Raw genomic sequence first — 25,651 nt, 5'->3', positions numbered from 1 at the left:
AATTGCAGCCATTCTTTTTGCTTTCCTTGGTATGAATTTAACCCAGTTAGGAAGTCGTTTACAAACGTCGTCTCATAAAGATGTTATATACCATATATGCGGTCGATATTTAGGAATTTTTGTCGATATTCTTATCACGTTTTTCTTGTTCGGAGTAACTGTTGTTATGTTCTCCGGAGCGGGTGCAATTTTTGAAGAACAATTTGGGTTACCCGCATTTGCAGGAAGTCTCTTTATGGCAGTCATAACGATTGCTTCTGTTACGCTGAATGTACAGAAAATAATTGGTTTGATTAGTGCAATTACTCCATTTTTACTTGTGTTGGTTATTTTGATAGCCGGATATTCTTTATTCCAATATGATCCTTCTTCTATGGATATGGATGCGGCTGTAGCCAAAACATCTCCTGCGGCTTCCAATTGGATAATGGGTGCATTACTATATGTATCTTATAATATCGCAGCAGGAGTTGCGATGATTACAGTAATTGGCGGAACAGTAAAAGATCAAAAAGTAGCGGGTCGTGGCGGAATTATCGGTGGTCTAGGATTAGGTTTATTAATATTATTAATAAACATCTCGATGTTAACGCAACTGGAAAAAGTTTCTGATGTAGCCATGCCAATGATTACATTATCAAATGCAATACATCCTATTGTTGGCTTTTTGATGGCAATTGTGCTGATTGGCATGATTTACAATACAGCAGTTGCAATGCTTTATGCCTTTTCTGCACGTATCATGAAACCAGAAAAACCAACTTTTAAGACATTTACTATTCTATTTGGAGTAATAGCTTTTATCGCTAGTTTCTTAGGCTTTGTTAATCTTGTCGGAACTGTCTATCCAATCACAGGATATTTAGGCTTCCTTTTAATTGCGGCGATTATTGTTTCTTGGTTTAAATATAAAAAGAGAGCTTGATTTCGGAAAAATAGATAGTGAAAGGCTCCAGGTTCTCATTGATTTCTGAATTGCTTGAGAACCTGATATCTAGTTTTAATTGAATAATGAAGAAGATTAATTAATAATATTAAACATCGAGTTAATATTATTAATTTTTTTGTTGAAATTTTTAAATTTTATTATATATTTTTTCTTTCCCTTGTTATATAATCAAATAAACTAAAAGGAAGGAATTTCTTATGGCTTATAAAGTAATCACAAATTGTCCTGTTTGTAGTAAAACATTGAAAATTACGAAGTTGCAGTGCTCTCATTGTCACACTACGATTGAAAATGAGTTTGAATTATCCAAGCTAGCGTCCTTATCAAAGGATCAGCTTCATTTTGTGGAAGTATTTTTAACATGCAGAGGGAATATCAAAGAAGTTGAAAAGGAACTGGGAATTTCGTATCCAACGGTTCGAGGTAAGCTAACAGACATCATTTCATTCCTTGGATATGTGCAGAAAAAGAAAAATGAAGTAGATGAGAAAAAAGTTGTCACCATGTTGGAAAATGGCGAAATCACACCAGAAGAAGCCATTAAGCTCTTAAAAGAAGAATAGGGAGGAATTTATCATGAAAGAGGAAATTACAAGAGTGTTAACCATGGTCCAAGAAGGTAAGATTGATCCAGATAAGGGATCAGAACTGATTCAAGTATTAAAAGAGAAAGAAGAAACAGGTAATAAGCTTTTTGAAAAACCGACTAAATATTTAGATAAAATATTAAAAATTCGTGTTATATCAGCCGAAAATGATAATGTCACGGTAAATTTGCCTATAAAACTTGTCAAGGCAGTAATAATGGCTGGACACAGTATCGCAGCAAGTATTCCTCAAGCGGAAAAATACGTTAAAGATGTAGATATTAGCCTAATTATTGAGGCAATCGAAAGCGAATTAGATGGCCAAATTGTTGATATTAAATCGGCAAACGGGGATACCGTTTCGATCATCATTGATTAGTGATTTGCTTATGTTGCATGTAAAAGTGAAAGTAAAAGACGTTCGGTTTACCATTCCAATTCCATATACTATTATAAACATTATTATTTCAATTTTGTCTTCAAAATTTTTTCAGCAAAATGTAAACAAATGGACAAAAGAACACTTCAAAAAAAGAAAACTGGACTTTACCATTCCACTAGTAGACAAAAATACGCTAAAGCCTATCCTCAAGGAACTGAAAAATTATAAGGGGATCGTGCTAGTAGATGTCAAAGCTAGTGACGGTACTGAGGTTAAGGTTAGACTATAGTGAAAGGTACCAGGTTCTCGTTGAATTCTGAATTGTTTGAGAACCTGGTTCCTAAAATTTCCGATATTACATCTTCTTTGGAGCTGGTACACCTAATAGTCGTAAGGATTCCTGCAAGACAACAGATATCGCAAAGGCAAATGTTAACTTAGAAGCTGTCGTTCCATCATTAGCTAAAATTTTTGTACTAGCATAATATTTATTGAACTGGCGTGCAAGCAGTAAACTAAACTTCGCAATTTGAGATGGATCTGCATGATCAAAAGCTTTTTCTACCACATGTGGAAAATCCTCGAGTAGCTGGATAATTGGCCACGCTTCAACTCCAATTGGTGAAAAAGTGAATGCTTCAGCCCCAAAGTTACCTTTTTGGAGCAATGAACTAATTCTAGCATTCGTATATTGTACATAAGGTCCTGTTTCCCCTTCAAAATTAAGCATTTGCTCCAATGAAAAATCAATATCGTTCATGCGATCATTTTTTAAATCATTGAAAATAACTGCTCCTACTCCTACTTGCTTTGCGACTTCACCTTTATTTTCTAATGTTGGATTTTTCTCGTAAATATTATGCTCTGCAGTTTTAATAGCATCAGCTATTACATCCGCAAGCAAGATCACTTTGCCTTTACGCGTAGACATTTTTTTGCCGTCTTTGAGCATCATTCCAAATGGAACATGTTGTAGCTGGTCGGACCATTCATACCCCATTTTTTGTAGCACTGAAAATAGTTGCTTAAAGTGTAGTGTTTGTTCATTTCCCACAACGTAAAATGTTTTACTTGCCTGATATGTTTGATGACGATACAAAGCTGCTGCTAGGTCGCGTGTCGCATAAAGGGTCGCCCCATCTTTTTTAGTAATTAGACTTGGTGGCATATCATCAAGCTCTACTACAAAAGCACCTTCAGATTCAATTAATAATCCTTTTTCCTTTAAATCGTCAACTACATTAGTCATTTTATCGTTATAAAAAGCTTCACCAGCATAAGAATCAAAGTGAACACCCAAAAGTTCATAGATTATTTGGAACTCCTTTAAAGAAGCCTCTTTGAACCATTTCCATAAAGAGAGAGCCTCTTCATCTCCTTCTTCAAGTAATTTAAAAGCTGCACGAGCTTGCTCATTTAAAGAGTCATCTTTTTCTGCCATATCATGAAAATGCACGTAAATCTTTAATAACTCTTCAATTGGTGCTGCAAGGATTTTCTCCTCATTTCCCCATAATTTATAAGCAACTATAAGCTTGCCAAATTGTGTGCCCCAGTCACCAAGATGATTAATGCGAATAGCTTCATACCCATTTTTCTCCGCAATATTCGCTAGAGCGTTACCAATTACTGTTGAACGCAAATGCCCCATTGAAAAAGGCTTTGCTATATTTGGCGAGGAAAAATCGATCACAATTTTTTCCTGCTTTTTATTTTTACTTCCATACTGCTGTTGATCCATCGTAATAGATTGTAAAACTTGGTTTGTAACTAGCGTCCGATTGAAGAAAATATTCACATACCCACCAACGACTTGAACGCTGGCTATTAACTTATCCTCTAACTTAGTACTTAACTCTAACGCTATTTGTTGTGGAGCTTTACGCAATTTTTTCGCCAGTGTAAAACAAGGAAATGCAATATCACCTAGTTCCGTCTGCTTTGGCTTTTCTAGTAACTGCTCTATTTGTTGAACAGTCCATTCATTTTCTAATGCCTTTGAAATGACATTTGCGATTTGGTTTGTCAGGTTCATGTATTTTCCTCCCATATAAAAAGCTCTCGTCTCTAAATAAGAGACGAGAGCTAAAATTCCCGTGGTACCACTCTAGTTGCCACAATTGTGACCGCTTTTCCGTTCTTAACGAGGTGCCTTCCCCGATTTTCCCTACTAGACTTTCAGGACATTTCTCCAAAGTGCGGTTCATCGATTCTTCTTGTATTAGGCTCCCACCATCCCTAACTCGCTTCCCAGTCTCGTATCGATTACTCTCTTCTTCAACGAATTTAACTTTATGATTTTACATATCGTACAAGAGATTCAGAATTGTGTCAACAACCCCAATCATCTTTTAAAATAGAATACATATACAAGTCATCAAATTTTCCACAAGTATATTCATAATGTCTTAGTAAACCCTCTCTTTTAAATCTTTGCTTCTCCACTAATTTTTGTGAAGGGACATTAGCCGGTTCGATTAAGGCTTCGATTCGTTCGAATGAATAATGATCAAAACCGAACTTAATAACTGCTTCCAATGCTTCCCCAGCTATTCCTCTTCCCCAATATTCTTTGCTTAATTCGAATCCCACCTCAGCACGGTAATTTTTTGTGCTCCTATTAAGAAATCCGCAGCTTCCGATAACCTTGCCAGCATCTTTTAGCGTAATTCCCCATCTAATGCCAGATTCATCTTTGCGGATAGACTGATACCAACTGATTTCATCCAGAGCGTCTTCTACAGATTGAAAAGGTTCCAATCCCATATGTTTTACAACATCCTTATCTGACAAATAGCGTAACATGTCAGAAGCATCCTCGTTTGTAACTTCTCTTAATAATAATCTTGACGTTTCAATAATTGGCATAGTCGTCATTGTTAAAACCTCGATTCATTTGTAAAATAAATTTGCTTAGTAAAAAGGGAAAACACAAACCTCGAATAGAACCACCTCTCCTTTGTCATATTAACTACAAAGGAGATGATATAATGCCACGAAGAAGTGACAATCCACATGTGAATCCCACACCACATTTGGATGGTAAAAAAGAAAATATAATAAACGATCCAGCGGCAACTGCTGGTGCTAAAATCGGTATTCAATTGAATGCAAAAGAAGAATTTGCACAAGAAAGAAATCCATTCAACTACTTTCCAAAACGAGATAAAGAAATGGAACCATTTGAGAAGCTGACAAGAGGTAAAAAAGTAGAAGAATAAAAGTAGCTAAACAAAAGCTGCAGATTACACTCTACAGTTTTTGTTTATCCTTAAATAGTAGCTGCATTCTTTCTTTTAATTGTTGTTGATTCCACTCCACTGTTTTGTCAGAGACCAAAGAAACTTTCTTGCGCTTCGGTATTTTCACTTGACCGCTTACTGCTCTTGTATAACCTTCTATCATCGCAGCAATTGCTAAAATGACAAGTGCGAAGCAAATGGCTGGACCAAGTGGCAACCAAGGAACTCCCTGCAAGTAACGGAAGGAAGACCCAAAAAGACCTGCCCATTCATATGCAATCGATTTAGGTGGATCACCGAACATTGGATCATAGCTGACATCTGTCCCTCCAATATACAATTGTAAAAGTCCTAAATGAGTGAAGACGACTAAGGTTTCCACGACCTGCTGACCGTATAAGACGAATAGCTTTTCTCGCATCATTGGGAATAGATGTCTAGTAATAATTCGGGACTTACTTGCACCTAGAGTTTTGGAGGCAAGAATATATTCCTGCTGATACAATAAGTTCGCTTCATTGCCAATAAGAGAAGAAACAATCGGTACTGTAATAATGGCCATTAATACTACTTGAATAACAATACGCTCCCAGACAGTTGTGGAGAATCCTTCCATCGGCTCCCATAACACCGAATAGAGCATTAAATAGGAAAAAATAGTCATCGGTACATAATGAAGAGGATCGATGAAACTATTAATCGTTCTACGACGTTTTTGCCAATAGGTCCCGATTGCAAATCCTAATGGTACGGCTATTAGCATCCGTACTGCAGCGACACCCATAGCTGAAATAATCGTATACTTTGCTCCGAGCATAATTTTAGCGAACATATCAAAGCCATACTGATCGGTCCCTAGCGGATGCGGCCAGCTTGGAGAAAGCGGTGCGGCCTCGATAACTCTCCCTTTTTCCATTATAAAATAGGTTTGCTTCGGGTCTGGACCATTTATCCATTCAAATACAAAGCTTCCGATAAGAAAGAAAGCTAATATGAGAAAACCAAATACAAAATAAGGTTGTTTCCATAGCAATTTCATAATATAGCACCTCCACGGCTTGTCCGACGTAAAAAGTACCACTCAAAAAAGCTATATACGATGAACACTGGTATGAAAAAGCTACATACAGTTATTAAAAATAACTCTCCAGATAAATGCTCACTTAAGTGGAACATAATACCCGGCATATTGAACATTCGCTCTAAGATGAATAAATTGGATAGCATAAACCACATCGTTTTTTTGGACTGAAAGAAAATACTAATGATAGCATTACGAAAAATATGTATAAATAAAATGATGACCTTATTAAATCCAAGTGATCTAGCGAGCTCTACATACAATTTTCTTTCCTCTGCTTCAAACGTCAGCATACTTAAGCGGTAAAGCTGAACCATCGGCAAAATCATTAAACAAAAAACAGGAAGCAGGTAGATTTTCTCTCCACCAGTAGATGCAATTCGCATAAAAACACCCGTATGTCTATGGACAATGATAACTAGTAATTGAATAAGTAAAATAACTAAAATATCCGGCAATGATTCCAAAAAGAAAAATATTGTTTTGATGCGCTGTCGTGCACGTTCTTTAAAAAGCATCGTAATTACTGTAAATGATAAAGCGAAAACAACTGCAACAAAAAGTGCTAGAAATAATACTTCAAGTGAATAAAATATATATTCTCCAATATAACTACTATAATATGTATCTAAGAAATGCTTCAGTGGGAAAAGAACGAGTAAATGTTCCCCATATTCTCTCCACCAAAACTCCCCTTTTTGAAAACCATTAATAAGAATTGGCAATCCACTAATAAGCAAAATACCGATGAATGCAACAACTAACCGTAGCACCCACTGCATAAAACGTTTCACAAAAAATCCCCCTGCTGCCTGAAAATCATGATAAAATCATCATAACATAATGAAAATGAAAAACAGAGAATTTTTTGCAAATTCAAAAAAAAGTGGAAAAAGGTAAGGGAAAACTTGAATATTAAATTGTTCCATACTTATACTCTTGACTATATTATGTTATTAATGAGTCTCTTAATAAGTGTAAATTCACAGAAGACCACCAAAATCTACTTGATGTATTGGACTTAATAATAGACCATCGAAATGACTGCCTTGTTTAACTAAAGGATAGAATTATTTTTTCAGAGCAAGTTTTACTGATGTTTTTATTTGCTCTTTGAACACTCCATTTTTATCAATAGCTAACAATTCCTCTTTTAAATGTTTTTCAAATAAATCCACTTTTTCTCCTAGAAAACGTTTAGCACCAAAGGAAGTTGAATAGTGATTTCCAATTATAGAGTCCAATGTCCATATGTGCTCATAAGAAGGTATTTGATGAATTTCTAGGTCAAACTTTGAATTTGCTATAATATCCTGATGACTAACTGTTGGATGACTGTATGTAATATTCCCTGCTCTTCTTTCATCCCCATACCAATGCTTTACAACCTCTTGAACGGTCTGTTGCCATGGCAAAAGCGTTTCATTAGGAGAGTAATTATCTATAATAGCTATTCCTCCACCAACAGCAACCATTTCATATAAACTTTCAAGAATCCGTGGTCTATCCATCCAGTGAAATGCCTTTGCAATAGTTACCAATCTAAAGGTCATGTTGTTATTACGTTTATATTTTTCAACATCACCAAGAAACCACTCTGTATTTTCAACTCTAATTTCTTTATTGATTCTTTCAGCCTCCTGGATCATCTCAGACTCAGTATCCAACCCTACTATTTTTTCAAACCAATCAGAGAACCTTAATGATAAACGCCCATCACCGCAGCCCAAATCCAGCATGTTACCATTTCCATCTAAAGAAAACTTATTCCTTAAATATCTGATTAGATTAGCGGAATATACTGGTCTATATCGTGAATAATACCAAGCTGTGCCTTTAAATAAATCATCCCCATAATCTTTCATTGAATAATCCCCCTTTTTTAACCTTCAAATTTTCTTAAGTTACCTACAATTAGTTTAAGTATTACATTTCAAATTATATCGTTTTGATGGTTAAGCTAAAGAAACAAAGTAAATCTGTTCTATGTTTTTATGAACGTATTGGTGGAAAAGAATACACTCGCAGGACTGGTTTGTTTGGGGAACTTTGCATTAGTAGCCTCCAAGTAACAACAGTAAAAGTTAGGAAGAATTATAATTCTATTCTACAATAACTCAACCTTTTCCTTTAACATAGCAATATTTTTTACATTTTCATTGCTATTTTTTCATAATGTATATACATGGATGTCCTTGGGAGTTGAAAAGATGTATTGGATGAAAAAAGGCTTGGTTATACTGATTGGAAGTATTTTTATAGCATTAGGTATTAATCTTTTTTTGATACCTCATAAGGTATTAGACGGTGGGATTATCGGCATAGCACTAATATTAAATTATCTTTGGGCTTTAAAGCCCGGGTTAATGATTATTCTTTTTAGTATCCCAATCTTTATCATCGCATGGTTCAATTATCGGGAATATTTTTATAATAGTTTACACGGGATGATTATCTCCTCCTTTTTGATAGATTTGTTTCAGCCATTGGTTAGATTCATACATATTGGTTCGATTTACAGTTCTATTTCAGGCGGAATTTTTGTTGGTGTTGGTATTGGTTTGATGCTGAGGTTTAAGACAAGTACCGGGGGAACAGATTTAGTCGCTCAATTACTTAGTGAAAAAACGGATATAAATGTAGGTATACTTATCTTTATCATTGATACTATAGTGGTGTTATGTGGCGGGCTATTATTGTCTACCGATACGCTACTCCTATCGATTATTACGATCTTTTTTGTGGGAGTCACAACAAGCTTGATCACGAGAAATGTTACCCAGGTTGAATGATAAAAACCGCTAAGGAATTTAACTCCTTAGCGGCTTGGTTTCTATTTAATGCGTTGTTCCGTTTCCTTATCAAAGAAATGTGCTTTACTAAGATCAAATGCTAAGTCAATTGTATCTCCTGCTGAAATATTGAAACGCGAGTCAATTCGAGCAACGAAGTTTTGATTGTTCACTTGCGAATAAAGAATAATTTCTGCTCCCATTAACTCAGCAACCTCTACAGATGCACTCACTTTCGTTTCAGGAGAGAAGTCTAAGAAAACTTGCTCGTCATTAATATCCTCTGGACGTATACCAAGAATAACATCTTTTCCGTCATACCCACGTTCTTTAAGAATTTTAAGTCTGCCATCAGGAACAAGTAACTTTACATCATCCATCACAAAATAATTACCAACCAATTTACCATTTAAGAAATTCATCGCTGGAGATCCAATAAATCCACCAACAAATACATTATCCGGCTCGTCATATACCTCTTTTGGTGCACCAACCTGTTGAATGACCCCGTCTTTCATAACTACTAATCTCGTAGCCATTGTCATTGCCTCTGTTTGGTCATGCGTTACATAAATAGTTGTCGTTTGCAGACGACTATGTAATTTTTGAATTTCTGCGCGCATTTGCACACGAAGCTTTGCATCTAAGTTAGATAGTGGTTCATCCATTAAGAACACTTCCGCATCACGTACGATTGCTCTACCAAGCGCTACACGCTGACGTTGACCACCAGAAAGAGCTTTTGGCTTACGATTCAATAGGCTCTCCAGCCCTAAAATTTTTGCAGCATTATCTACACGTTTTTTAATCTCATCTTTTTTAAATTTGCGAAGCTTCAGCCCAAAAGCCATATTATTATAAACGTCCATATGTGGATATAGCGCGTAGTTTTGGAATACCATCGCAATATTACGATCTTTTGGTGGTACATCATTTACGCGTTTATCACCGATAAATAAATCCCCTGAAGAAATCTCCTCTAATCCAGCAATCATACGTAATGTCGTCGATTTACCACAACCAGAAGGACCAACTAATACTAAAAATTCTTTATCTCGTATTTCCAAATTGAAGTCTTCTACAGAAACTACGTTATTGTCATATACCTTTTTAATATTTACTAATTTAAGTTCAGCCATCCTATTTCCCCCTTGAATTGAAAGTGCTTTCATTACTAATAGAATACTATATTTTAAATTTTCAAGAAATGGGAATAGTGCACAAAGATAAAGAAGAATTTAGTGTATGTTTACCAAAAATCATTTTCTAGCTATTAATGCCAAGGATACCGTCATTGCATCATGGAATTGGCGAATATCGATCCCGGTCTTATCAAAAAAACGCTCCAATCGATATTGAAGACTGTTGCGGTGCAGATGGAGTACTTTAGCAGTCTCTGAAAGATTTAAGTTACACTTTAAAAAAGTCTCAATCATTTTAATCGTCTCTGCGTCGTGTATGTACTCTTGCAATATAGTTTTAGAAATATCCAATCGTAATTCAGCCTCGGTCTGCTTTGTAAGTATAAACGGTATAGCTTCCACATACGTCACTACCGATTTGTTCGTATAAAGGAAAACGCGTTTGGCCACATTGGTCAATGAATTATAGTGAAGTGTAATATCCGCTATATCCTTTTTGTATGGTCCTACAAAAAAGTTAATTTTCACATATAAATCACTCATTAAAATATCGATTATCTGCTCATATGAAATACTTTCCTCTTCTTGCATTTGTTGCTCTATGATAAATCCTTCGTGCTCGCTCTCCCATAAAATAGGTACTTGCTTATCAAAAAGTGCCTCTATGGCATCCTTAAACAAAACGGGTTCAATTTGATTTTTATTGAACGAAAAATAAACGAACCGAAAAGAGTTACTCGGTTTCCAATCCTTTTCTTCCATCAATTCTGCAGAAAAAATAATTTTCCTCCAGTTTTTTTCTGCTTCTGTTGGTGTCGGGAACTGCACATTATACGGAGATAGAAAAGTAGTTAATAACGAGATATCTTTTGAGGTTAATTCGTCATTACGGATACCAATTATTTCATTTTTGTCTGTGGTAAACCATTTATAATCTATGCTTAAATCATCGGAACCGTCTTTATATACTTTTACAGACGAGTAAATTTTTCTTAATTGATTAATCATTATACAACCTTCTTTCAAAAAGAATTACAATCCAAGAATTTATCTCTATCTATTACCAATACTATACAATTAAATTATGATTAATGAAACTAGATAAGGATAGAACAAATGCTACTTCACAATAGCTATGTAGTAATGTATTAATAATTAAGTTAGATACTGAATTTTTCTCCATTTTTGTTTCATACTGATAGTTAGTTAAAGGGGGGAAAAGGTTGAAAAAAGAAGATTTTTTAGATTTGGAACCAGCTGAAGCAAATATTGCTATCCGAGAAGAATTCTATACCGAAAACGACCATGAGGAAGTTCTGCCAACACACGTTAATTCTAACGCCCTAGTTTTTTAAATTACTGGCAAGGATAATTAATCAACCAAGCTTAGATTATTAGTCGTGGTCGTTAAAGATGTATTTAATTATCAAAATTTATAAGACTTTTTTAAAGGATAAAATAGATAAATACAAACAATACTAACTTTACTATTAATTGTTTGGGAGGTGAAATAAAGTGACCGTTCTAACGATGAAAGAATTGGCATTTATGGAAGATGAAATACGTGGAGAGGAAATAATTGCGAAAACGATGAATTGGTGTGCAACACAATGCAAAGACCAAGAGCTAAGAAAAATAATGGAAGAAATAGCGGAAAAACACCAGTTAAAAATTGCTAGCCTCTCCCAATACTTTAATCGTACTAACAACACTCAATAACTTCAAAAGGTGGGTTCATATGCCAAATAATATCGCAGGACGTGGTTTAACAGACCGTGAAATGCTTCAGCTTTGTCTAGAGCTGGAGAAGGGGCGCTGCCGCAGTATTAACAATACAATATTAGAGACCACACATCAGCAGCTACGTGAAATTTATGAACAATGTTTTGAAAATGCGAGCTCCAACCACTATCTGCTTTTTAAGATAATGAGTAACAAAGGCTGGTATAAGACCGAGCTTGCATCTAAGGAGCAGGTTGACAAAGTACAGGAGCTTATGCAAAATAACCTAAATCCAGATGACTAGTTTTAGAAAAACGTATAAGCGTATTTTTAATGTACGGTTTAGACTGTGGATAAACTCGGTAAAATTGAGTTTATCTACAGTCTTTTTTGTTTTAAGAATAAATTTCCAAGTAATAGACAATTAATATTGTATATTGGAGGGGAAGATTATTATGATAATAAAACATGATGAGAAAATAATTTATTGCTACTGCTGTCGCAAAAGGACTTTATTTATACGTAGAGATTTGCATAATAATAGTGGTGTAGAGAGTCATTGTAGTGAATGTTCATTCATTTGGTTTGAATGGCAAAATCGGGCAGTAGAGCGAGAAAAAGAAAAGTGGCTTGACTTTAATGGGGGAGTTTTAACTAAAACAATTAGTCATACATTAATTACTAAACAAAATTCGATATAACATTAATTCCTCACATATCTGGTTATTATTTAGATTGTTCTATTATTTTAAATGCAAACAACACCGTTATTTAATATGAGCGGTGTTGTTTACAATAGAATATCAATTCATAAATATCTCTACATTTTATCATCATCAACGATCCTTGTTTTATAAGAATAATTGCTATTCTAATTTTATACGATGGAAGAAACCTATTGCATCATTTCAAATTGCTGTACCATGAAGTCGTAATTCATTGCACCCATCGTGATAAATTGAATGCGTCCATTCGAGTCAATCATATAGGTAGTTGGATAAGCCATAACCTTATATTCGTTTGAAACAGCAGATTGATCATCTAATGGAGTTGTCAACGTTAGGTTCAATTCATCTACAAATTTTTGTACATTATCCTGATTCGATTCTGTTTCGGTTAAATTCACAGCCAAAACTTGTACATCCTTATTTTTCTGGAACTTTTCCATATCAGGCATCTCGGCGCGGCAAGGCGGACACCATGTTGCCCAGAAGTTCAGCATGACTCGCTTACCTTTGTAATCTGACAACTGGACTGTCTCACCATCTAATGTAGTGAGTTCAAAATCAGGGGCAATCTCACCTTTACGAATTCCTACCTCATTGGATTCTTCCACTTCTACTGGATTATTTATCTGCTGGTTTGTTAGTTTATTCTCTTCTTGAGTAGTTTTTTCATTTGAAGCGAATAGAAACTCATAGACTGACCAACCAAGCATCCCCATTACTATAATAATAAGAATCGCCTTTTTCATTTCTCATTACCTCCTTCATCCTAATTTATCAAACCATGTATCTTGCACTAGTTTCAGTAAAAACTCAGTGATGCGCGGCATTTGACCAGTAAATAAGATCAATCCCATAATTATCATAATCACCGCGCCTGTTTTCATTATTACTTGACTATGTCGAGTGATCCACTTGGTTGATCCTAGGAAGAACGTCAAGAGAAGAAATGGCAATGCAAACCCCAATGCATACATTACCGTGTATATAATTCCTTGAGCTGGATTACTGGCTGCCAAGAATAAAATGGAACCGAAGATTGGCCCAATACACGGTGTCCAACCAGCAGCAAAACCCATGCCCACCAAAAAAGTACCTACATAGCCCACTGGTCTTTTTGCAGATTGAAAACGTCTTTCCTTCATTAGCATTGTAATATTAATCCAACCTCCAACGAAAAGCCCCATGAAGATAATTAACACTCCGGCTAAACGTTGAATAAGGAGCCCAGTATCACCTACTAATAATGTTTGAATAAATTGCCCTAAATAAGAAGCTCCCATGCCTAAGCCAATAAAAACAAGGGATACACCTAACAAAAAAAATACGGAATGACTTAATAATTTAGTTCGTATTGTATTATCATGATTTCCCTGCAGTTCCTTGACACTGATTCCAGTAATATAGGATAGGTACGCGGGAAAAATCGGTAGCACACAAGGCGATAAAAAAGATAATGCCCCTGCTCCTAATGCTAAAAACATCCCTAACCCTAACATCGTATCTGTCTCAATTCCCCCCACTTATGGCACCCTCTTTCTTTTTCTGATAAATAATTAGTAGACAACTTATAAGGAGCATTAAAACTAAAAACCATGGTGCCAAAGTATACCCAAACACCATCATGATTGGCATCTTAACTGCCAAACCTAAGCTACCTATGGTCCATCCGAGGAATATGAATAGATTCAACCAGTGTGGGGATACATGATCGCGCATGATTACAAATACAACTAATAACAAAGCGACTAAACCCATATAGCCAATTGAATATGTATTGCCATTCCAAATTATTTGAGTAAATTCATACACAAATGAAGTAACTAAAAATATTTGTATAAATGCATTAAAAAATGGTAGCACATCAATTCTTCTACGTTTAGATTGAATCACAATTGTTATCACACTAAATAGAGCAGCTAAGTAAAATGCAAGTGAGTTACTTGGATAAGACAATATGGCCATCGGATCAACTATAAAAATCGAAAAGTTTAAAATGATTTTTCCAACCCAAATAAAAATAACAAAATTTATCAGTTGATCCAACGTTTCTTCCATATGAATTTTCTTCTTTTCTTTTGCTAAATCACTTATAAAGTAGTAAGTGAGAAATCCCATACTAAAGCTTAAAATGATAATAGCAATTGAAGATTGTATACTCGACAGTGTCACAGTTAAACCCTCCCGACTTATTGCTTCCTGTCTATATTACTAAAGCTTTGTGAAAGTCTGATGAAATTGAGTACTCATTCAATTAAATAAGCTTAAATAGCAATATTAAAAAAGACGACTCGCACTAATTTTTCGGAGTCGTGTTTTATTATTGATTAACTATATCAAATCATTTCCAACCCCAATATTTTCGCTTTAATTCCTTTGCTCCTTTGGTTTTTGCCCAACAAATTGGATTACATGTGACTCCCCATTATGGAATTCTCCTTCATGGCGGACAACTTCTCCCATGAAAAAGTGAACAATGCGCCATTCAGCAAAGATTTTCAAAAACTCTTCCGGTTTGTATAAAAAGTCTAGCTCTTGCGGCCCGCCACTTTTATAAGGAATTTGATAATGTGAATACACCTCTGTCAGAAAATAACCACCTGGCTTTACAGCTTCTTTTACACCTTGAAGTGTTTTGTGCCGAAGCTCTGTCGGGAAATGACCAAAGATACATACAATTTCATCCCAATTAGCTCTACTCCATTTTGCTTCGTTTAAGTCTACAAGCTCAGTCGTGACCGCTACCCCACGTTCATCTGCGAGCTTATTTGTTTTCGCGAGCCCAGATTCCGCATAATCCCATGCTGTGACTTTCATTCCCTGCTCCGCTAAGTAAACCGCATTACGCCCTTCCCCTTCAGCAATGGCAAGAGCCTTACCCGAAACTTTTATTTTCTTCTGAAATTCCGTCAAGAAAGCATTCGGTTCCCTGCCATAAACATAATCCTCTGTTTGAAAACGTTCATTCCAATGGTTCATTTTAATCATCCTTTCATGTATAGTTTTGTATCTTTAAACGTTAAGTTAAATGTTTTCTATGAAACTGAATGAACTAAAATCAATCCGATTCCTCAACAATCATGTTATAAATTTTGCTTATTTTTTCATGCAAAGATTGCATTTGAACAAATCGTGCTTCCCTTAAAATTTCTTTACCATCTACAAATAATAGTAGTGCTGGTACAGTAAGAACCGAAAGACATCCAGCTATTTCTTCGACATCATCTGCATTTATATGCCCTAGCTGTATTAGTGGGAATTCTTTCAGTAAATCCTTCAGCTGAGGCAGTATAGCATGACAAACTCCACAATTAGTTCTTGATACATATAAAAAACTAAACTTGTGGTCTTCGATAAACTTTTCTACTGAGTTGATCGATGTTAATGTAACCATATCTTCTCCTTTCTTTTCAGAGGAATAATTTTGTGATTCTCAGTCACTATTAATATTTTGTTCAACCCCCATAAAAGAGCTGACCTAATTCTTGAACAGTCATAGGCGCTACTAATCAAACATACGTATTTATTGCCTCGTTTAATAGAGACTTCTTTATTTTGTAGTGAGTAGCCTGCCAAATTCCTTTTCCATCTTTCAAGATTAGAAGTTGAGGGGACTCATGCTTTACCCTGAGATCTTTTTCTATCGTGTTTGAAACACTTCTGTCCTCCTGTACAATGACTATGTATTTAGGAAGTTCTGTTTCAAGCGCTTGTACTTCTTTCATAGCTGATAAGCTGCTTTGACATGTCTTGCTGAATTTAAATAGAAGAAATGGCTGTTCTTTGGACTTTTCCAATAACTCTCGCCAAGCTTCTATCGATTTTATCCGTTTCATATGTGGTTTAACCTCCAACATTCCAACTAGCGTCGAATGGACTGCGTGAAAAGTGCCACCTAAGCAGCTAGTTTAGACCTTGTGCTCATCTAATCACCATTGCTGAATTCATATATAATCCTCCTCCATGAAAGGAGCTTATTAATTTTAAAAAACTAATATATCTATCCAAATTTTAACTGCCGTTACAAATATTAATATTGCTAAAATCATTTTTAACACTTTTGTATTTACCTTTTTTCCAACCATAGCCCCAAGTGGTGCGGCAAGTAAGCTAGCAGCCACCATGATAAGTGATGGTAAGAATTCCACTTGCCCAGTCGATACTTTTCCGGCGATGGCACCTATTGATGAAATAAGTGTTATCGCTAAGGAAGAAGCAATTGTCATTCTTGTAGGTATTTTTAAAACGGTAAGCATAATAGGTACTAACAAAAACGCCCCGCCTGCACCGACAATACCTGCCCCAACTCCAACGATTAATGCGAGCAATGCACCAAGCCATTTATTAAACTTTACTTGTTCAAGGGGTATGTCATCAAGTCCTTTTTTAGGTATTATCATCATGATGACCGCAATAATTGCCAAAATTCCATATACGAAATTGATTCCACTTTCAGGCATTTGCGTAGAACCTAATCCCCCAAAGAAACTACCGATTAGAATACTAGCACCCATGTAAGCAATCAATTTATTATTTAAAAATTCACCTTTTCGATAAGCATAGACTCCACCAATCGTAGCAAAAAATACTTGGATGGCAGTTATTCCTGACACTTCATGGGCTGTAAACTGGGCAATACCAAGTGCAGAAGGGATATACAACAGCATCGGGAAATTAATAATGGATCCACCTATTCCTAACATTCCAGAAATAAACGAGCCTATCAATCCAATGAAGAAGATGGTAACAATAAAACCTATATCCATTTTCCTCCTCCTTTTAAAAAGGGAACCTGTTGCGGCTCCCTCTTTGATTCCCTGTAATTCTTTTGAAAATACCTTATCAGAAACTGATTACTTTAACGAACCGAACAACGATTTGGTCCAATTTCCATATCACGTTGTTTTTCTTCATCAGGGTTCAATATCCCCATATTCGTTTCTCGAATCTCTTGATATGCATTTGGCTGGGGCGGTAAATTTTCAGTCACAAGCTTTCTAAATTCATTTTCATCTTCTATATTTAGCCCATGATTTGTTTCGTAAAGTGTACTTAACTTTTCAGATACACTTCCATCTGCATTTAATTCATCGATGATCATAAAGTGTGCTGGTAAAACGATTAGCTCCCCAGATAATGCTCTGTATCTTGCGTAGAGACTTTCTCTTAAATCTTTTACCCAGTCTTCTGCTAAACCGGCAAGGTCTGGTCTACCAATTGAATCGATAAATAAAATATCGCCGGATAGTAAGAACTTTTCATCCACAACAAAGGATGTTGACCCGATTGTGTGACCTGGTGAATATAATGCATGAATATTTATAGAAGTATTACCAATTGTCACTTCATTTCCATCTTCTAATGGTTGGTAATCAAATGTTACATCTACAGCATCTTTTGGGGGAAGCCAGTAGGTTGCGCTTGTTTTTTCAGCAAGCTTTCTTCCACCAGAAATATGATCGGCATGTAGATGTGTATCAAATACATGTGTAACTTTTGCGCCAATACGATCTGCAAATTCAAGATAGATATCCGTCGTTCTTGCCGAATCGATAATGGCTGCCTCACCGTTTGAGACGATCATGTAAGACAAGCACCCCTTACCAATACGTACAAACTGATAAATCTCTCCCCCATCTTTTAGATCCCCCACTTTAACAGGTGATAAATATTCACTCCATGCTTTCATTCCACCGTCTAGGGAAAAAACAGAAAGTCCCGCCTCAGTTAGCATCTCTGCAACCATGATAGATGAACGTCCTTTTGCACAAACGACAAGTACATCTTTATCAGTAGGAATCTCATCCAGGATTCCTTCCACACCATCCATTAATTCGAAGTATGGAACATTTAGATAAACAAAGTTTTCACCTTCGATTTTCCAGTCTGCGAAATCACTTGCATTTCGAACATCTAAAATAAATAGTTCTTCTTTGTTAACTACTTTTTTAGTTACTTCTTTTGAAATCATAGTATTTATACTCATACCTTTACCTCCTAGGGTATATATTTTTACAAAAAAATATAATATTCAAGTTATAATGCGTCTTTATTTCAAAAAAACTTTACCCTGTACCTCAATAGTAACACCTGCTTTTTTCAATAAATTCCCGACTTCGCACCCTTTATCTGCTCCATCTATTGCTCTTTGTGCAGATTGAATTTGTGCTTCTGTTGCATCCGCAGATAAAATGATTTGTGGATAGTGAATTATATTAAACCCATCTTTTGATATCATGACCTCTGAATTTATTGTATGTTCTACTACTGGTAGTTTTCTGCTTTCCAGCATATAAGTAAGAGTTGCTATAAAACAAGTTGCTGCTGAAGAAACGAGTAGCTCTTTTGGATCTGCCCCGTGCCCACTGCCCCCTAAAGAGGTTGGAATAGCAACTTTTGTATGAAGATACTCTGCTTTAAGCATCCCATTCCCTGTTGCTCCACCATGCCAAACGATATTTACATTTGTATTCATATCAGCCATCTATACCATTCCTCCATTAAAATTTATAATAAATAGCGTTAACACCCTCTATTTTTAGAAGTAGAAGACATCTACTGAATGAAGTTAAAATGTCAATGTTACGTCCGCGTCTTTAGCAAATTCTAAAAATGTGACAGCACCGCCTACTTCAATTCCATCTATAAAATCCTCTTTATCTAATCCCATAACATCCATTGTCATTTGACAGCCAATGAATGTAACACCCATTTCTTTTGCCATAGCAAGCAAATCTGGGATAGCTGGAACATTAGCTTTCGTAAATCCTTCTGCAAAATGCTCTTTTCCTTCCGGCATCGGAAGTTGCTGATTAGCCTCTTTATGGATTAAGTTTAGGCCTTCGAATGTGAAGAAAATAGCTACTTCTTGATCTGTTGCTGCAGCTGCAGTTGCGATATTAAACACTTTGTAGGCATCAAATAATCCACCATTGCTTGCGATAATTGCTACTTTTTTATTCATTTATTTTTCCCCCTGATTTCTTAATGCGGTCATGATATTATTAGGATCAAAGCCTACAATCCATTGACCATTCACTTCAGTTTGTGGTACCCCCATTTGCCCCGTCGTTTTAACAAGTCGTTGCATAACTTCAGGTTGTGTTTCAACATTCACTTCATTAAAAGGGATGTTTTGTTCTGATAAAAAGTTCTTTAACATGACACAATACGGGCATTGTGTTGTTGTGTAAACTGTTACTGAATTCATTTTCAAATCTCTCCTCACTCATTATTTATAAATCCTTTTCATACCACTACTTTAATACGGGCATGGGTATTAAAACTATTAAAAAATTTTACTCTATATTGCCCTCCCAAGAAAGCATGCCACCTTGCATATTGATCACTTTATGACCTTGGTCTTCAAGGAATTGTGTTGCACGGCCACTTCTTCCTCCTGAACGGCAAACTATGATATATTCTTTTGATTTATCTAATTCATGCATACGAAATTCGACTAATCCTAATGGAATGTTTATTGCTCCAGGAATTTTCCCTTCTGCTACTTCATCTACCTCACGCACATCGATGATATTTAATAGCTTTCCTTCATTTATTAAAGTTTCTACTTCTTTTGCAGTCATTTCTTTCATTGTAAGTCCCCCTTATTCTACTATCTCCAGTTGCTCATGCCGCCTTTTACATTTGTCACTTTTGTAAAGCCTATTTTTTGGAGCATCTTACTGGCTTTTTGGCTCCTCATTCCACTTTGGCAAATGATAATCACTTCTTTTTCCTTTGAAAGCTCCTTCTCCGCTTTCTGAGAAAGTTGATGGAGAGGAATATTTTTAAAGCCTTTAATGTGATTTCCTTTAAATTCTCCAGGTGTTCGTACATCAACAAATTGTTTATTTTTGTTATTTAACTCCTCATTTAAATCAGTTGTTGAAATATGCCTAACACCTTTTGTTGGTAGAACGCGTTGTAAGATGAAAAGCAATATAAGAACAATAACGATGTAAGTTGCGTATTCCAAATCTTTACCACCTTTATAGACATTGTTTATTTACCCCTATGGGTATAAAATTGTATAAAAAAATAGAATTAGCCCTTTTTAATCCAAAACTTTAATACATCATTTTCTTCCTCATGTTTCAGAAGCTCGTGCCCACCAGATTTAGCCCAGGCTGGAAAGTCGTTTTTAGCTCCCTTATCTGTTGTGTGAACCTCTAGTATTTGCCCCCCTTCAAGTTCATTTATGGCCATTCTACTTTTTACGATTGGCATTGGGCATGCTAATCCTTTTGCATCTAATACTTTATCAGCATTCATTTTTATTCCTCCTTTTCTTTTCACAATTACCCCTATGGGTATCATAACGAAAGAAAAAAAAGATGTCAACCCTTGAGTTTCATCTGCTTTTTACAAGCAAGTTGACAGCTTCTTTAATCATTTCGTCTGTTTTTTCTCCATTTACTCCGGCATCTTGAACACATTCAACTAAGTTTGAACTCACTATCACACCAATTGTTCTGTCTACTGCTGAACGAACAGCTGACAACTGCGTAATGACTTCTTTACAATCTTTGTTTTCTTCCATCATTTTCAAGATTCCCCGAAGTTGACCTTCCATACGCTTTACTCTGTTTTTCATTTGATCATTGTATTCCATGGAATTCTCCTCTCTATTAATCACAAAACTACTGACATGCTGTATGATATACCCTCTCTGGTATATTGTCAACATTGACAAATGAGCTTACTCTATTGATGAACACTACTTATTGATGACAATGGATAATTTGCATGTTCGTTTAAGTCTTCCAGAAATCTATCTAATATATAATAAAATAGAAATTTGTATCCGAGAAGATAACAACCGTCACCTCTCATTTTATAGTTATGGTTTATGTATGTTTCTTGTGTTTTAATAAACGTTAAATAAGATTGATGATAAGTGCATTGTCTAAGAAAGGTAATAAAAGCAAATATATAATATCCTAATTTATCTTGATTTACTTTAATTATATACCATCAATCACTCCGTTATCCTCTAATTTTGCAGCCCTATCTGAAGGGATTATCCAGTCATATAAACTTTGCCAATGTCCAAAACTATAGTGGTATTACGGGCTCATTAAATCCAAGATTGTATGCGAACGAACTCAAGCCACTGTGATTGCACATCCTAAACACAAAATATTTGGTATCTATGGTTTTATCTAGCCTAAAAATACGAAGATGAAGGTTCTTGGATAAAGTGGAAAAAGTTTGTGGGGAAACACTTGTATTAAGGCTTTCGAATAATTTGAAAAAAGGCTGGGACAGAACCCCAAAACAGCATTTTTCTCTGTGAGAAAAATGCTGTTTTTTTGCTGTGCACAAAATTGATTTCCATTCCAAGGACGCTTTCCACGGGCGTGGCCTGAGCCTGTAGTCTCAGGCATCACGCTATTCCCGTAGGAGTCGCCCCTCCATTCCAATCAATTTTATTAAATATCCATTATTTAGTAAAGGTTTCTCCTTATCCAATAAAATTTTCACTTCTGTCCCAGCCTCTTCAGCATTGGTAGGTGACTTCAACTGAGTAGTACTTCTAATGTAGCTCTATTGTTCATTCAAATAGCTCATCCACTACTTGTTTTAAAATCTCATAAGATTGAATTTCCTTTTTCGATTCGTAAATATTAGAAATCACGATGATTTCATCTACTTGATACATGTCTTGAAAGTCAATTAGATCACGACGAATAGTTTCTGCATCCCCCATGATTGTATAGCCTAATCGATGATGAAGAATCTCTAGTTCAGCTTGTGATAACGATTCAAGGAAGTTTTTAGTTGGTGGAATCAGCTGGCCTAAATTATTTGTGTAAATATCAATATACACCTGCAAATGACTTGCAGAAATAAATGTTGCCTCTTCCATTGAATCTGCTGCAATCACATTAATACAAGCTATCACATAAGGCTCTAGTAGATATGCAGATGGTTGGAAATTTTCTCGATATATAGCGATCGTTTCTGCCATCGCATGAGGTGTAAATTGAGCACCAAATGCATAAGGCAACCCAAGTTTTGCAGCGATTTTTGCTGAACCCGTAGAGGAGCCTAATACAAAAACCGGTACATTCGTTCCAACACCTGGATAAGCTCGTACCTCTCCTTGCACACTCTCTTCCCCTACAAAACGCAAAATATCTTGTACTTCTCTTTCAAAGAAAAATACCCCATTATGATTCGATCGACGAATCACATCGGCGGTTTTTTGATCCGTTCCAGGCGCACGTCCAAGTGCTAAATCTACACGATTTGGATACAATGTTTCTAGTGTTCCAAACTGCTCAGCTACTACTAATGGGGAGTGGTTAGGGAGCATAACACCTCCTGAACCTACGCGAATATCTTTTGTATTAGCTAGTATATGTTGTACAATCGAAACGGTGGCAGCACTTGCATAAGCATCGTGATTATGATGCTCCGCAAACCAAATCCGTTTATAGCCCATTTTATCTACAGCCTTGGCTAATAACACCGCAGAATCAATCCCTTGTTTCATTGTTTCTCCTTGTCTTAACGGTGCAACTGATAAAACAGATATATCAAATTTTTTCATAATTTCACCTCTAATAATAATTTATCTTTCTTTTATATTAGCTTATCTCTTGTGCACTAACTGCTCTAACACTTCCGCAATATCACCGGCGATGCCAATAGATTTAGCAGCTATTACATCTGGAATATGAAACCTTCTACCTTTATTCATGGTAATATAGGTGTCGTTATCCTCGTGGAATGTATCCATTCTGTATGTTGGATACAGGCTTTACTGGAATCTAAATGTATTATATAGTACATATAGTTACACAAACAAGTATGCACTTTTTAGACTCATACTATCAAGGAGGATAGTGTAATTATGAAAACATCCAAAGTTATAGTCGCAGACAACGAAGAGACTTTTTTCGGCTACACACTTTCTATTATCAACGGTAAATGGAAACTGCTCGTTATTTACTATTTATCCAAAAATGGTGCCGTACGATATAATGAACTTCAACGTATGATAGGCAAAATAACCTATAGAACTCTGAGTTCGACATTAAAAGAAATGGAGAATGATGGCTTAGTTCATCGTGAGGAATATCCTCAAATTCCGCCAAAGGTCGAATATAGCCTTACTGAAAAAGGACAAACTCTCTGGCCTCTTATTCAAGAAATGTGCCAATGGGGAGAGCATAATAAAGAAAAATAACAGATTAGAAAATGCTAAATTAAAAAATTTACACAAAAAAAGCAACTTTCAGTTTCTAACCGAAAGTTGCTTTTTTTATTATAATCTAATAGTACCACCCGAATAATATAGAAACGATGCACCTAGAAAAAGGAAAACGTTTTTGTCATGTAGCAGTCAACGGATTCTGTAGTTTAATCTCCTGGATGGATAAATGTACAGTATAATTCCCATACTCAAGAATTTTATCCAAAAAAAGATTCAATTGTTCTGGAGAACTGACTTTTATTTTTATATGGTAACAGGCTTCTCCCGATACGCGGTGAACCTCCACTACCTCATTTCGTTCATTCATTAATCGTATAAACGAATCATGGTTTGCCGTTTTCATATAAATAATAACAAACGCAGTATAAGTAAGTCCTAATTTCATCTCATCAACTATTAAAGAGTAAGCTTTAATTACACCACTATCCTCTAGTTTTTTTATACGATTCCCTACTGCTTGTCCCGTCATATGAATTTGTTCACCTAAGTCTTTCCATTGAACACGTGAATTTTCGGATAATAACCGAAGAATTTGAAAATCAATATTATCAAGTTCCATTATAAATTCCTTTCATCATGAAATTTTTAGAGATAAAAGTGTTTCGTCAACCTATCGATAAAAACTATTAAACGTTCTATGATTATAGTGTAACAAAATAATTTGAATGAGGTGGAGAAAAATGAGCACAGCTCTAATTATTGTAGATATTCAAAACGACTATTTTCCAAAAGGAAATATGGAATTAAGTAACCCTGAAAAAGCGGCCGCTAGTGCTGCGAAAGTACTTGAATGGTTTAGACAGAATAACAAAGATAACATTTTTCATGTTCAACATATCGCGGCTGACCCTGCACTAGGATTCTTCCTTCCGGATACGGAGGGTGCTGAAATACATGAAACTGTTCAACCATTGGAGAATGAAAGCATTATTATCAAACATTTCCCTAACAGCTTTTTAAAGACTGAATTAGAAAGCAAACTAAAAGAAAAAGGAATAACTAAGGTAGTGGTTGTGGGTATGATGACACATATGTGTATTGATGCCACAGTCAGAGCTGCAGTGGATCTTGGCTATGAAACTACACTTATTGAAGATGCATGTGCAACACGAGACTTGTCTTATGAAGGTAAAGTCGTTCCAGCTGATCAAGTTCATTATGCGTTCGTTAGCGCAGTTAACGGTATGTATTGTGATGTTAAATCGACCGAAGATTTCCTAAAGTAAGAAGATAATAAATCATAAAGAATAAATAAAGTGAAACTTCAATTAGTGGGGGTTCTTCATCCCCCACTAAATGTTAGTTGAACCATTCGGGCGTTTACGGGCAGTTGTCTCCCACTTATGCTTTGTTGCATAGCCAAGCCATGAAGTGAGAGTACTACTGCCCATTAATGCGGGATAAATGTGAAAGGCTGTCCAGATGTAATTTTTTCTGGATAGTCTTTTTCATTACACTGTATCTTGTTAACAAGGCGTGAATCCATTCAAGATAATACAACTATCTTTGTATTCGGATATTTTGTTGTGATGTAGGGCTCAAACCCTTTTTTCAACGAATCTACCATTAAATTTTAAAATATCTTTTAGTGATGACATATTATACCCGAGTTGTCTTCAAACATCCAAAAGAAAAAACTTTATATCTAGCAGGAGATACTGTTTGGTATGAAGGTGTTCAAGAAGTAATCTCAACACATAAGCTAGAAGGCGGTACGCTCGTTGGGAAGAAGATATCTATGAAGTGGATAAGGCTCCACCAGACCACGGCGAATCATACTCATCTTAAGCGCAAATACAAACTGA

At 35.7% G+C, this 25,651-nt stretch carries 37 protein-coding genes, 1 pseudogene and 1 other annotated feature; of the genes and pseudogenes, 13 read left to right on the top strand and 25 right to left on the bottom strand.

The genetic code is table 11. The annotated features are described in order from the left end of the window. The 4 genes from MKY37_RS20660 to MKY37_RS20645 all read left to right on the top strand — a co-directional run. A partial coding sequence (locus tag MKY37_RS20660) for a YkvI family membrane protein (RefSeq protein ID WP_340779793.1) occupies positions 1 to 925 on the top strand: 925 nt, incomplete at its 5' end. Positions 926 to 1,146: 221 nt separating this feature from the next. Beyond that, positions 1,147 to 1,512 carry a DUF2089 domain-containing protein gene (locus tag MKY37_RS20655; RefSeq protein WP_340779792.1) on the top strand — a complete coding sequence of 122 codons (366 nt, stop codon included), beginning with the start codon at positions 1,147 to 1,149 and terminating at the stop codon, positions 1,510 to 1,512. A 13-nt stretch (positions 1,513 to 1,525) separates the two neighbouring features. Continuing rightward, a complete protein-coding gene (locus MKY37_RS20650; RefSeq protein ID WP_340779790.1) occupies positions 1,526 to 1,915 on the top strand; it encodes an SHOCT-like domain-containing protein in 390 nt (129 codons plus the stop codon). A 10-nt stretch (positions 1,916 to 1,925) separates the two neighbouring features. Continuing rightward, positions 1,926 to 2,207 carry a hypothetical protein gene (locus MKY37_RS20645; protein ID WP_340779788.1) on the top strand — a complete coding sequence of 94 codons (282 nt, stop codon included), beginning with the start codon at positions 1,926 to 1,928 and terminating at the stop codon, positions 2,205 to 2,207. A gap of 66 nt (positions 2,208 to 2,273) precedes the next feature. Here the strand turns inward: MKY37_RS20645 and argS are convergent, their stop codons facing one another. Together argS and MKY37_RS20635 are read right to left on the bottom strand one after the other, a co-directional pair. Beyond that, the gene (argS, locus tag MKY37_RS20640; RefSeq protein ID WP_340779786.1) at positions 2,274 to 3,953 is read right to left on the bottom strand and encodes an arginine--tRNA ligase; all 1,680 of its coding nucleotides are present in this window, start codon (positions 3,951 to 3,953) and stop codon (positions 2,274 to 2,276) included. 36 nt (positions 3,954 to 3,989) lie between these two features. Further along, positions 3,990 to 4,208 (bottom strand) — a binding site (T-box leader). Between the two features lie 41 nt (positions 4,209 to 4,249). Continuing rightward, positions 4,250 to 4,795, bottom strand: coding sequence for a GNAT family N-acetyltransferase (locus tag MKY37_RS20635; RefSeq protein WP_340779784.1), 546 nt, complete (start codon positions 4,793 to 4,795; stop codon positions 4,250 to 4,252). A 113-nt stretch (positions 4,796 to 4,908) separates the two neighbouring features. On the opposite strand from MKY37_RS20635, the gene MKY37_RS20630 reads away from it, so the two are divergent. After that, on the top strand, positions 4,909 to 5,139 hold the full coding sequence (locus MKY37_RS20630) for a hypothetical protein (protein WP_340779782.1): 231 nt from the start codon (positions 4,909 to 4,911) through the stop codon (positions 5,137 to 5,139). A gap of 31 nt (positions 5,140 to 5,170) precedes the next feature. On the opposite strand, the gene MKY37_RS20625 is transcribed toward MKY37_RS20630, so the two are convergent. From MKY37_RS20625 to MKY37_RS20615, 3 genes are all read right to left on the bottom strand, one after another. Further along, on the bottom strand, positions 5,171 to 6,199 hold the full coding sequence (locus tag MKY37_RS20625; protein ID WP_340779781.1) for an ABC transporter permease: 1,029 nt from the start codon (positions 6,197 to 6,199) through the stop codon (positions 5,171 to 5,173). After that, positions 6,196 to 7,035 carry a hypothetical protein gene (locus tag MKY37_RS20620; protein ID WP_340779780.1) on the bottom strand — a complete coding sequence of 280 codons (840 nt, stop codon included), beginning with the start codon at positions 7,033 to 7,035 and terminating at the stop codon, positions 6,196 to 6,198. The genes MKY37_RS20625 and MKY37_RS20620 overlap by 4 nt, the downstream gene beginning before the upstream one ends. Positions 7,036 to 7,311: 276 nt before the next feature. Next, positions 7,312 to 8,106, bottom strand: a complete 795-nt coding sequence (locus MKY37_RS20615; RefSeq protein WP_340779778.1) for a class I SAM-dependent methyltransferase — start codon at positions 8,104 to 8,106, stop codon at positions 7,312 to 7,314. Positions 8,107 to 8,451: 345 nt separating this feature from the next. Here MKY37_RS20615 and MKY37_RS20610 point away from each other — a divergent pair, with 345 nt between their 5' ends. After that, positions 8,452 to 9,033 carry a YitT family protein gene (locus MKY37_RS20610; protein ID WP_340779777.1) on the top strand — a complete coding sequence of 194 codons (582 nt, stop codon included), beginning with the start codon at positions 8,452 to 8,454 and terminating at the stop codon, positions 9,031 to 9,033. A gap of 41 nt (positions 9,034 to 9,074) precedes the next feature. On the opposite strand, the gene MKY37_RS20605 is transcribed toward MKY37_RS20610, so the two are convergent. Then, positions 9,075 to 10,172, bottom strand: a complete 1,098-nt coding sequence (locus MKY37_RS20605; RefSeq protein WP_340779776.1) for an ABC transporter ATP-binding protein — start codon at positions 10,170 to 10,172, stop codon at positions 9,075 to 9,077. 120 nt (positions 10,173 to 10,292) lie between these two features. After that, positions 10,293 to 11,183 (bottom strand): PucR family transcriptional regulator, encoded by an 891-nt coding sequence (locus MKY37_RS20600; RefSeq protein WP_340779774.1) that lies wholly within the window; start codon positions 11,181 to 11,183, stop codon positions 10,293 to 10,295. A gap of 215 nt (positions 11,184 to 11,398) precedes the next feature. Here MKY37_RS20600 and MKY37_RS20595 point away from each other — a divergent pair, with 215 nt between their 5' ends. From MKY37_RS20595 to MKY37_RS20580, 4 genes are all read left to right on the top strand, one after another. Beyond that, a complete protein-coding gene (locus MKY37_RS20595) occupies positions 11,399 to 11,530 on the top strand; it encodes a hypothetical protein (protein ID WP_340779772.1) in 132 nt (43 codons plus the stop codon). Between the two features lie 160 nt (positions 11,531 to 11,690). After that, positions 11,691 to 11,894 carry a hypothetical protein gene (locus tag MKY37_RS20590; RefSeq protein WP_340779771.1) on the top strand — a complete coding sequence of 68 codons (204 nt, stop codon included), beginning with the start codon at positions 11,691 to 11,693 and terminating at the stop codon, positions 11,892 to 11,894. 19 nt (positions 11,895 to 11,913) lie between these two features. Continuing rightward, positions 11,914 to 12,201 carry a spore coat protein gene (locus MKY37_RS20585; RefSeq protein WP_340779768.1) on the top strand — a complete coding sequence of 96 codons (288 nt, stop codon included), beginning with the start codon at positions 11,914 to 11,916 and terminating at the stop codon, positions 12,199 to 12,201. A 151-nt stretch (positions 12,202 to 12,352) separates the two neighbouring features. Beyond that, the gene (locus tag MKY37_RS20580) at positions 12,353 to 12,598 is read left to right on the top strand and encodes a hypothetical protein (protein WP_340779766.1); all 246 of its coding nucleotides are present in this window, start codon (positions 12,353 to 12,355) and stop codon (positions 12,596 to 12,598) included. Positions 12,599 to 12,792: 194 nt separating this feature from the next. Here the strand turns inward: MKY37_RS20580 and MKY37_RS20575 are convergent, their stop codons facing one another. The 17 genes from MKY37_RS20575 to MKY37_RS20490 all read right to left on the bottom strand — a co-directional run bounded on the left by MKY37_RS20575 (position 12,793) and on the right by MKY37_RS20490 (position 23,369). Beyond that, on the bottom strand, positions 12,793 to 13,371 hold the full coding sequence (locus tag MKY37_RS20575) for a TlpA disulfide reductase family protein (protein ID WP_340779762.1): 579 nt from the start codon (positions 13,369 to 13,371) through the stop codon (positions 12,793 to 12,795). Between the two features lie 15 nt (positions 13,372 to 13,386). Next, a complete protein-coding gene (locus MKY37_RS20570) occupies positions 13,387 to 14,145 on the bottom strand; it encodes a cytochrome c biogenesis CcdA family protein (RefSeq protein WP_340779761.1) in 759 nt (252 codons plus the stop codon). Continuing rightward, the gene (locus tag MKY37_RS20565) at positions 14,132 to 14,794 is read right to left on the bottom strand and encodes a hypothetical protein (protein ID WP_340779759.1); all 663 of its coding nucleotides are present in this window, start codon (positions 14,792 to 14,794) and stop codon (positions 14,132 to 14,134) included. The genes MKY37_RS20570 and MKY37_RS20565 overlap by 14 nt, the downstream gene beginning before the upstream one ends. Positions 14,795 to 14,989: 195 nt before the next feature. After that, positions 14,990 to 15,601 (bottom strand): SAM-dependent methyltransferase, encoded by a 612-nt coding sequence (locus MKY37_RS20560; protein ID WP_340779757.1) that lies wholly within the window; start codon positions 15,599 to 15,601, stop codon positions 14,990 to 14,992. A gap of 79 nt (positions 15,602 to 15,680) precedes the next feature. Further along, a complete protein-coding gene (locus MKY37_RS20555) occupies positions 15,681 to 16,016 on the bottom strand; it encodes a thioredoxin family protein (RefSeq protein WP_340779756.1) in 336 nt (111 codons plus the stop codon). Between the two features lie 115 nt (positions 16,017 to 16,131). After that, positions 16,132 to 16,458 (bottom strand): bacillithiol system redox-active protein YtxJ, encoded by a 327-nt coding sequence (gene ytxJ / locus MKY37_RS20550; RefSeq protein WP_340779755.1) that lies wholly within the window; start codon positions 16,456 to 16,458, stop codon positions 16,132 to 16,134. 147 nt (positions 16,459 to 16,605) lie between these two features. Continuing rightward, positions 16,606 to 17,388 carry a sulfite exporter TauE/SafE family protein gene (locus tag MKY37_RS20545; RefSeq protein WP_340779754.1) on the bottom strand — a complete coding sequence of 261 codons (783 nt, stop codon included), beginning with the start codon at positions 17,386 to 17,388 and terminating at the stop codon, positions 16,606 to 16,608. A gap of 92 nt (positions 17,389 to 17,480) precedes the next feature. Continuing rightward, on the bottom strand, positions 17,481 to 18,608 hold the full coding sequence (locus MKY37_RS20540) for an MBL fold metallo-hydrolase (RefSeq protein WP_340779753.1): 1,128 nt from the start codon (positions 18,606 to 18,608) through the stop codon (positions 17,481 to 17,483). A gap of 63 nt (positions 18,609 to 18,671) precedes the next feature. Next, positions 18,672 to 19,106, bottom strand: coding sequence for an OsmC family protein (locus tag MKY37_RS20535; protein WP_340779751.1), 435 nt, complete (start codon positions 19,104 to 19,106; stop codon positions 18,672 to 18,674). A gap of 84 nt (positions 19,107 to 19,190) precedes the next feature. After that, positions 19,191 to 19,586 (bottom strand): DsrE/DsrF/DrsH-like family protein, encoded by a 396-nt coding sequence (locus MKY37_RS20530; RefSeq protein ID WP_340779749.1) that lies wholly within the window; start codon positions 19,584 to 19,586, stop codon positions 19,191 to 19,193. Beyond that, positions 19,587 to 19,832 carry a glutaredoxin family protein gene (locus MKY37_RS20525; protein ID WP_340779748.1) on the bottom strand — a complete coding sequence of 82 codons (246 nt, stop codon included), beginning with the start codon at positions 19,830 to 19,832 and terminating at the stop codon, positions 19,587 to 19,589. It abuts the gene before it with no gap. Positions 19,833 to 19,920: 88 nt separating this feature from the next. Continuing rightward, on the bottom strand, positions 19,921 to 20,217 hold the full coding sequence (locus MKY37_RS20520) for a rhodanese-like domain-containing protein (protein ID WP_340779746.1): 297 nt from the start codon (positions 20,215 to 20,217) through the stop codon (positions 19,921 to 19,923). 20 nt (positions 20,218 to 20,237) lie between these two features. Further along, a complete protein-coding gene (locus MKY37_RS20515) occupies positions 20,238 to 20,600 on the bottom strand; it encodes a rhodanese-like domain-containing protein (RefSeq protein ID WP_340779743.1) in 363 nt (120 codons plus the stop codon). A gap of 68 nt (positions 20,601 to 20,668) precedes the next feature. Next, positions 20,669 to 20,896 carry a sulfurtransferase TusA family protein gene (locus MKY37_RS20510; protein WP_340779742.1) on the bottom strand — a complete coding sequence of 76 codons (228 nt, stop codon included), beginning with the start codon at positions 20,894 to 20,896 and terminating at the stop codon, positions 20,669 to 20,671. Positions 20,897 to 20,975: 79 nt separating this feature from the next. Continuing rightward, a complete protein-coding gene (locus MKY37_RS20505) occupies positions 20,976 to 21,236 on the bottom strand; it encodes a metal-sensitive transcriptional regulator (protein WP_340779741.1) in 261 nt (86 codons plus the stop codon). Positions 21,237 to 22,178: 942 nt separating this feature from the next. Then, positions 22,179 to 23,180 carry an LLM class flavin-dependent oxidoreductase gene (locus MKY37_RS20495; protein ID WP_340779739.1) on the bottom strand — a complete coding sequence of 334 codons (1,002 nt, stop codon included), beginning with the start codon at positions 23,178 to 23,180 and terminating at the stop codon, positions 22,179 to 22,181. Between the two features lie 42 nt (positions 23,181 to 23,222). Next, complete coding sequence (locus MKY37_RS20490) at positions 23,223 to 23,369, bottom strand: hypothetical protein (RefSeq protein WP_340779738.1); 147 nt, start codon at positions 23,367 to 23,369, stop codon at positions 23,223 to 23,225. A 114-nt stretch (positions 23,370 to 23,483) separates the two neighbouring features. Between MKY37_RS20490 and MKY37_RS20485 the strand changes: the two genes are divergently transcribed. After that, positions 23,484 to 23,819, top strand: coding sequence for a winged helix-turn-helix transcriptional regulator (locus MKY37_RS20485; protein ID WP_340779737.1), 336 nt, complete (start codon positions 23,484 to 23,486; stop codon positions 23,817 to 23,819). A 145-nt stretch (positions 23,820 to 23,964) separates the two neighbouring features. On the opposite strand, the gene MKY37_RS20480 is transcribed toward MKY37_RS20485, so the two are convergent. After that, positions 23,965 to 24,405 carry an Lrp/AsnC family transcriptional regulator gene (locus tag MKY37_RS20480; protein WP_340779736.1) on the bottom strand — a complete coding sequence of 147 codons (441 nt, stop codon included), beginning with the start codon at positions 24,403 to 24,405 and terminating at the stop codon, positions 23,965 to 23,967. Between the two features lie 121 nt (positions 24,406 to 24,526). Here MKY37_RS20480 and MKY37_RS20475 point away from each other — a divergent pair, with 121 nt between their 5' ends. Together MKY37_RS20475 and MKY37_RS22425 are read left to right on the top strand one after the other, a co-directional pair. Further along, a complete protein-coding gene (locus MKY37_RS20475; RefSeq protein ID WP_340779735.1) occupies positions 24,527 to 25,072 on the top strand; it encodes a cysteine hydrolase family protein in 546 nt (181 codons plus the stop codon). A 383-nt stretch (positions 25,073 to 25,455) separates the two neighbouring features. Beyond that, positions 25,456 to 25,610, top strand: a pseudogene (locus tag MKY37_RS22425) (MBL fold metallo-hydrolase); the annotation flags it as partial. Between the last annotated feature and the right edge of the window lie 41 nt (positions 25,611 to 25,651).

This window comes from Psychrobacillus sp. FSL K6-2836, from assembly GCF_038003085.1.
GTDB lineage: Bacteria > Bacillota > Bacilli > Bacillales_A > Planococcaceae > Psychrobacillus.
Note: the sequence above shows the minus strand (reverse complement) of the source record. Positions and strands in the feature narration are given on the sequence as shown.

Bases quoted from the DNA above. Each gene is read 5' to 3' on its own strand.
- MKY37_RS20610 (WP_340779777.1), top strand. From the start codon at position 8,452: ATGTATTGGATGAAAAAAGGCTTGGTTATACTGATTGGAAGTATTTTT.
- MKY37_RS20635 (WP_340779784.1), bottom strand. From the start codon at position 4,795: ATGACGACTATGCCAATTATTGAAACGTCAAGATTATTATTAAGAGAA.
- MKY37_RS20520 (WP_340779746.1), bottom strand. From the start codon at position 20,217: ATGAAAGAAATGACTGCAAAAGAAGTAGAAACTTTAATAAATGAAGGA.
- MKY37_RS20535 (WP_340779751.1), bottom strand. From the start codon at position 19,106: ATGGCTGATATGAATACAAATGTAAATATCGTTTGGCATGGTGGAGCA.
- MKY37_RS20485 (WP_340779737.1), top strand. From the start codon at position 23,484: ATGAAAACATCCAAAGTTATAGTCGCAGACAACGAAGAGACTTTTTTC.
- MKY37_RS20575 (WP_340779762.1), bottom strand. From the start codon at position 13,371: ATGAAAAAGGCGATTCTTATTATTATAGTAATGGGGATGCTTGGTTGG.
- MKY37_RS20585 (WP_340779768.1), top strand. From the start codon at position 11,914: ATGCCAAATAATATCGCAGGACGTGGTTTAACAGACCGTGAAATGCTT.
- MKY37_RS20645 (WP_340779788.1), top strand. From the start codon at position 1,926: ATGTTGCATGTAAAAGTGAAAGTAAAAGACGTTCGGTTTACCATTCCA.
- MKY37_RS20475 (WP_340779735.1), top strand. From the start codon at position 24,527: ATGAGCACAGCTCTAATTATTGTAGATATTCAAAACGACTATTTTCCA.
- MKY37_RS20555 (WP_340779756.1), bottom strand. From the start codon at position 16,016: ATGGTTACATTAACATCGATCAACTCAGTAGAAAAGTTTATCGAAGAC.
- MKY37_RS20630 (WP_340779782.1), top strand. From the start codon at position 4,909: ATGCCACGAAGAAGTGACAATCCACATGTGAATCCCACACCACATTTG.
- MKY37_RS20560 (WP_340779757.1), bottom strand. From the start codon at position 15,601: ATGAACCATTGGAATGAACGTTTTCAAACAGAGGATTATGTTTATGGC.
- MKY37_RS20525 (WP_340779748.1), bottom strand. From the start codon at position 19,832: ATGAATTCAGTAACAGTTTACACAACAACACAATGCCCGTATTGTGTC.
- MKY37_RS20600 (WP_340779774.1), bottom strand. From the start codon at position 11,183: ATGATTAATCAATTAAGAAAAATTTACTCGTCTGTAAAAGTATATAAA.
- MKY37_RS20480 (WP_340779736.1), bottom strand. From the start codon at position 24,405: ATGGAACTTGATAATATTGATTTTCAAATTCTTCGGTTATTATCCGAA.
- argS (WP_340779786.1), bottom strand. From the start codon at position 3,953: ATGAACCTGACAAACCAAATCGCAAATGTCATTTCAAAGGCATTAGAA.
- MKY37_RS20615 (WP_340779778.1), bottom strand. From the start codon at position 8,106: ATGAAAGATTATGGGGATGATTTATTTAAAGGCACAGCTTGGTATTAT.
- MKY37_RS20505 (WP_340779741.1), bottom strand. From the start codon at position 21,236: ATGGAATACAATGATCAAATGAAAAACAGAGTAAAGCGTATGGAAGGT.
- MKY37_RS20540 (WP_340779753.1), bottom strand. From the start codon at position 18,608: ATGAGTATAAATACTATGATTTCAAAAGAAGTAACTAAAAAAGTAGTT.
- MKY37_RS20605 (WP_340779776.1), bottom strand. From the start codon at position 10,172: ATGGCTGAACTTAAATTAGTAAATATTAAAAAGGTATATGACAATAAC.
- ytxJ (WP_340779755.1), bottom strand. From the start codon at position 16,458: ATGAAACGGATAAAATCGATAGAAGCTTGGCGAGAGTTATTGGAAAAG.
- MKY37_RS20545 (WP_340779754.1), bottom strand. From the start codon at position 17,388: ATGGATATAGGTTTTATTGTTACCATCTTCTTCATTGGATTGATAGGC.
- MKY37_RS20650 (WP_340779790.1), top strand. From the start codon at position 1,526: ATGAAAGAGGAAATTACAAGAGTGTTAACCATGGTCCAAGAAGGTAAG.
- MKY37_RS20490 (WP_340779738.1), bottom strand. From the start codon at position 23,369: ATGGATACATTCCACGAGGATAACGACACCTATATTACCATGAATAAA.
- MKY37_RS20530 (WP_340779749.1), bottom strand. From the start codon at position 19,586: ATGAATAAAAAAGTAGCAATTATCGCAAGCAATGGTGGATTATTTGAT.
- MKY37_RS20655 (WP_340779792.1), top strand. From the start codon at position 1,147: ATGGCTTATAAAGTAATCACAAATTGTCCTGTTTGTAGTAAAACATTG.
- MKY37_RS20510 (WP_340779742.1), bottom strand. From the start codon at position 20,896: ATGAATGCTGATAAAGTATTAGATGCAAAAGGATTAGCATGCCCAATG.
- MKY37_RS20580 (WP_340779766.1), top strand. From the start codon at position 12,353: ATGATAATAAAACATGATGAGAAAATAATTTATTGCTACTGCTGTCGC.
- MKY37_RS20625 (WP_340779781.1), bottom strand. From the start codon at position 6,199: ATGAAATTGCTATGGAAACAACCTTATTTTGTATTTGGTTTTCTCATA.
- MKY37_RS20495 (WP_340779739.1), bottom strand. From the start codon at position 23,180: ATGAAAAAATTTGATATATCTGTTTTATCAGTTGCACCGTTAAGACAA.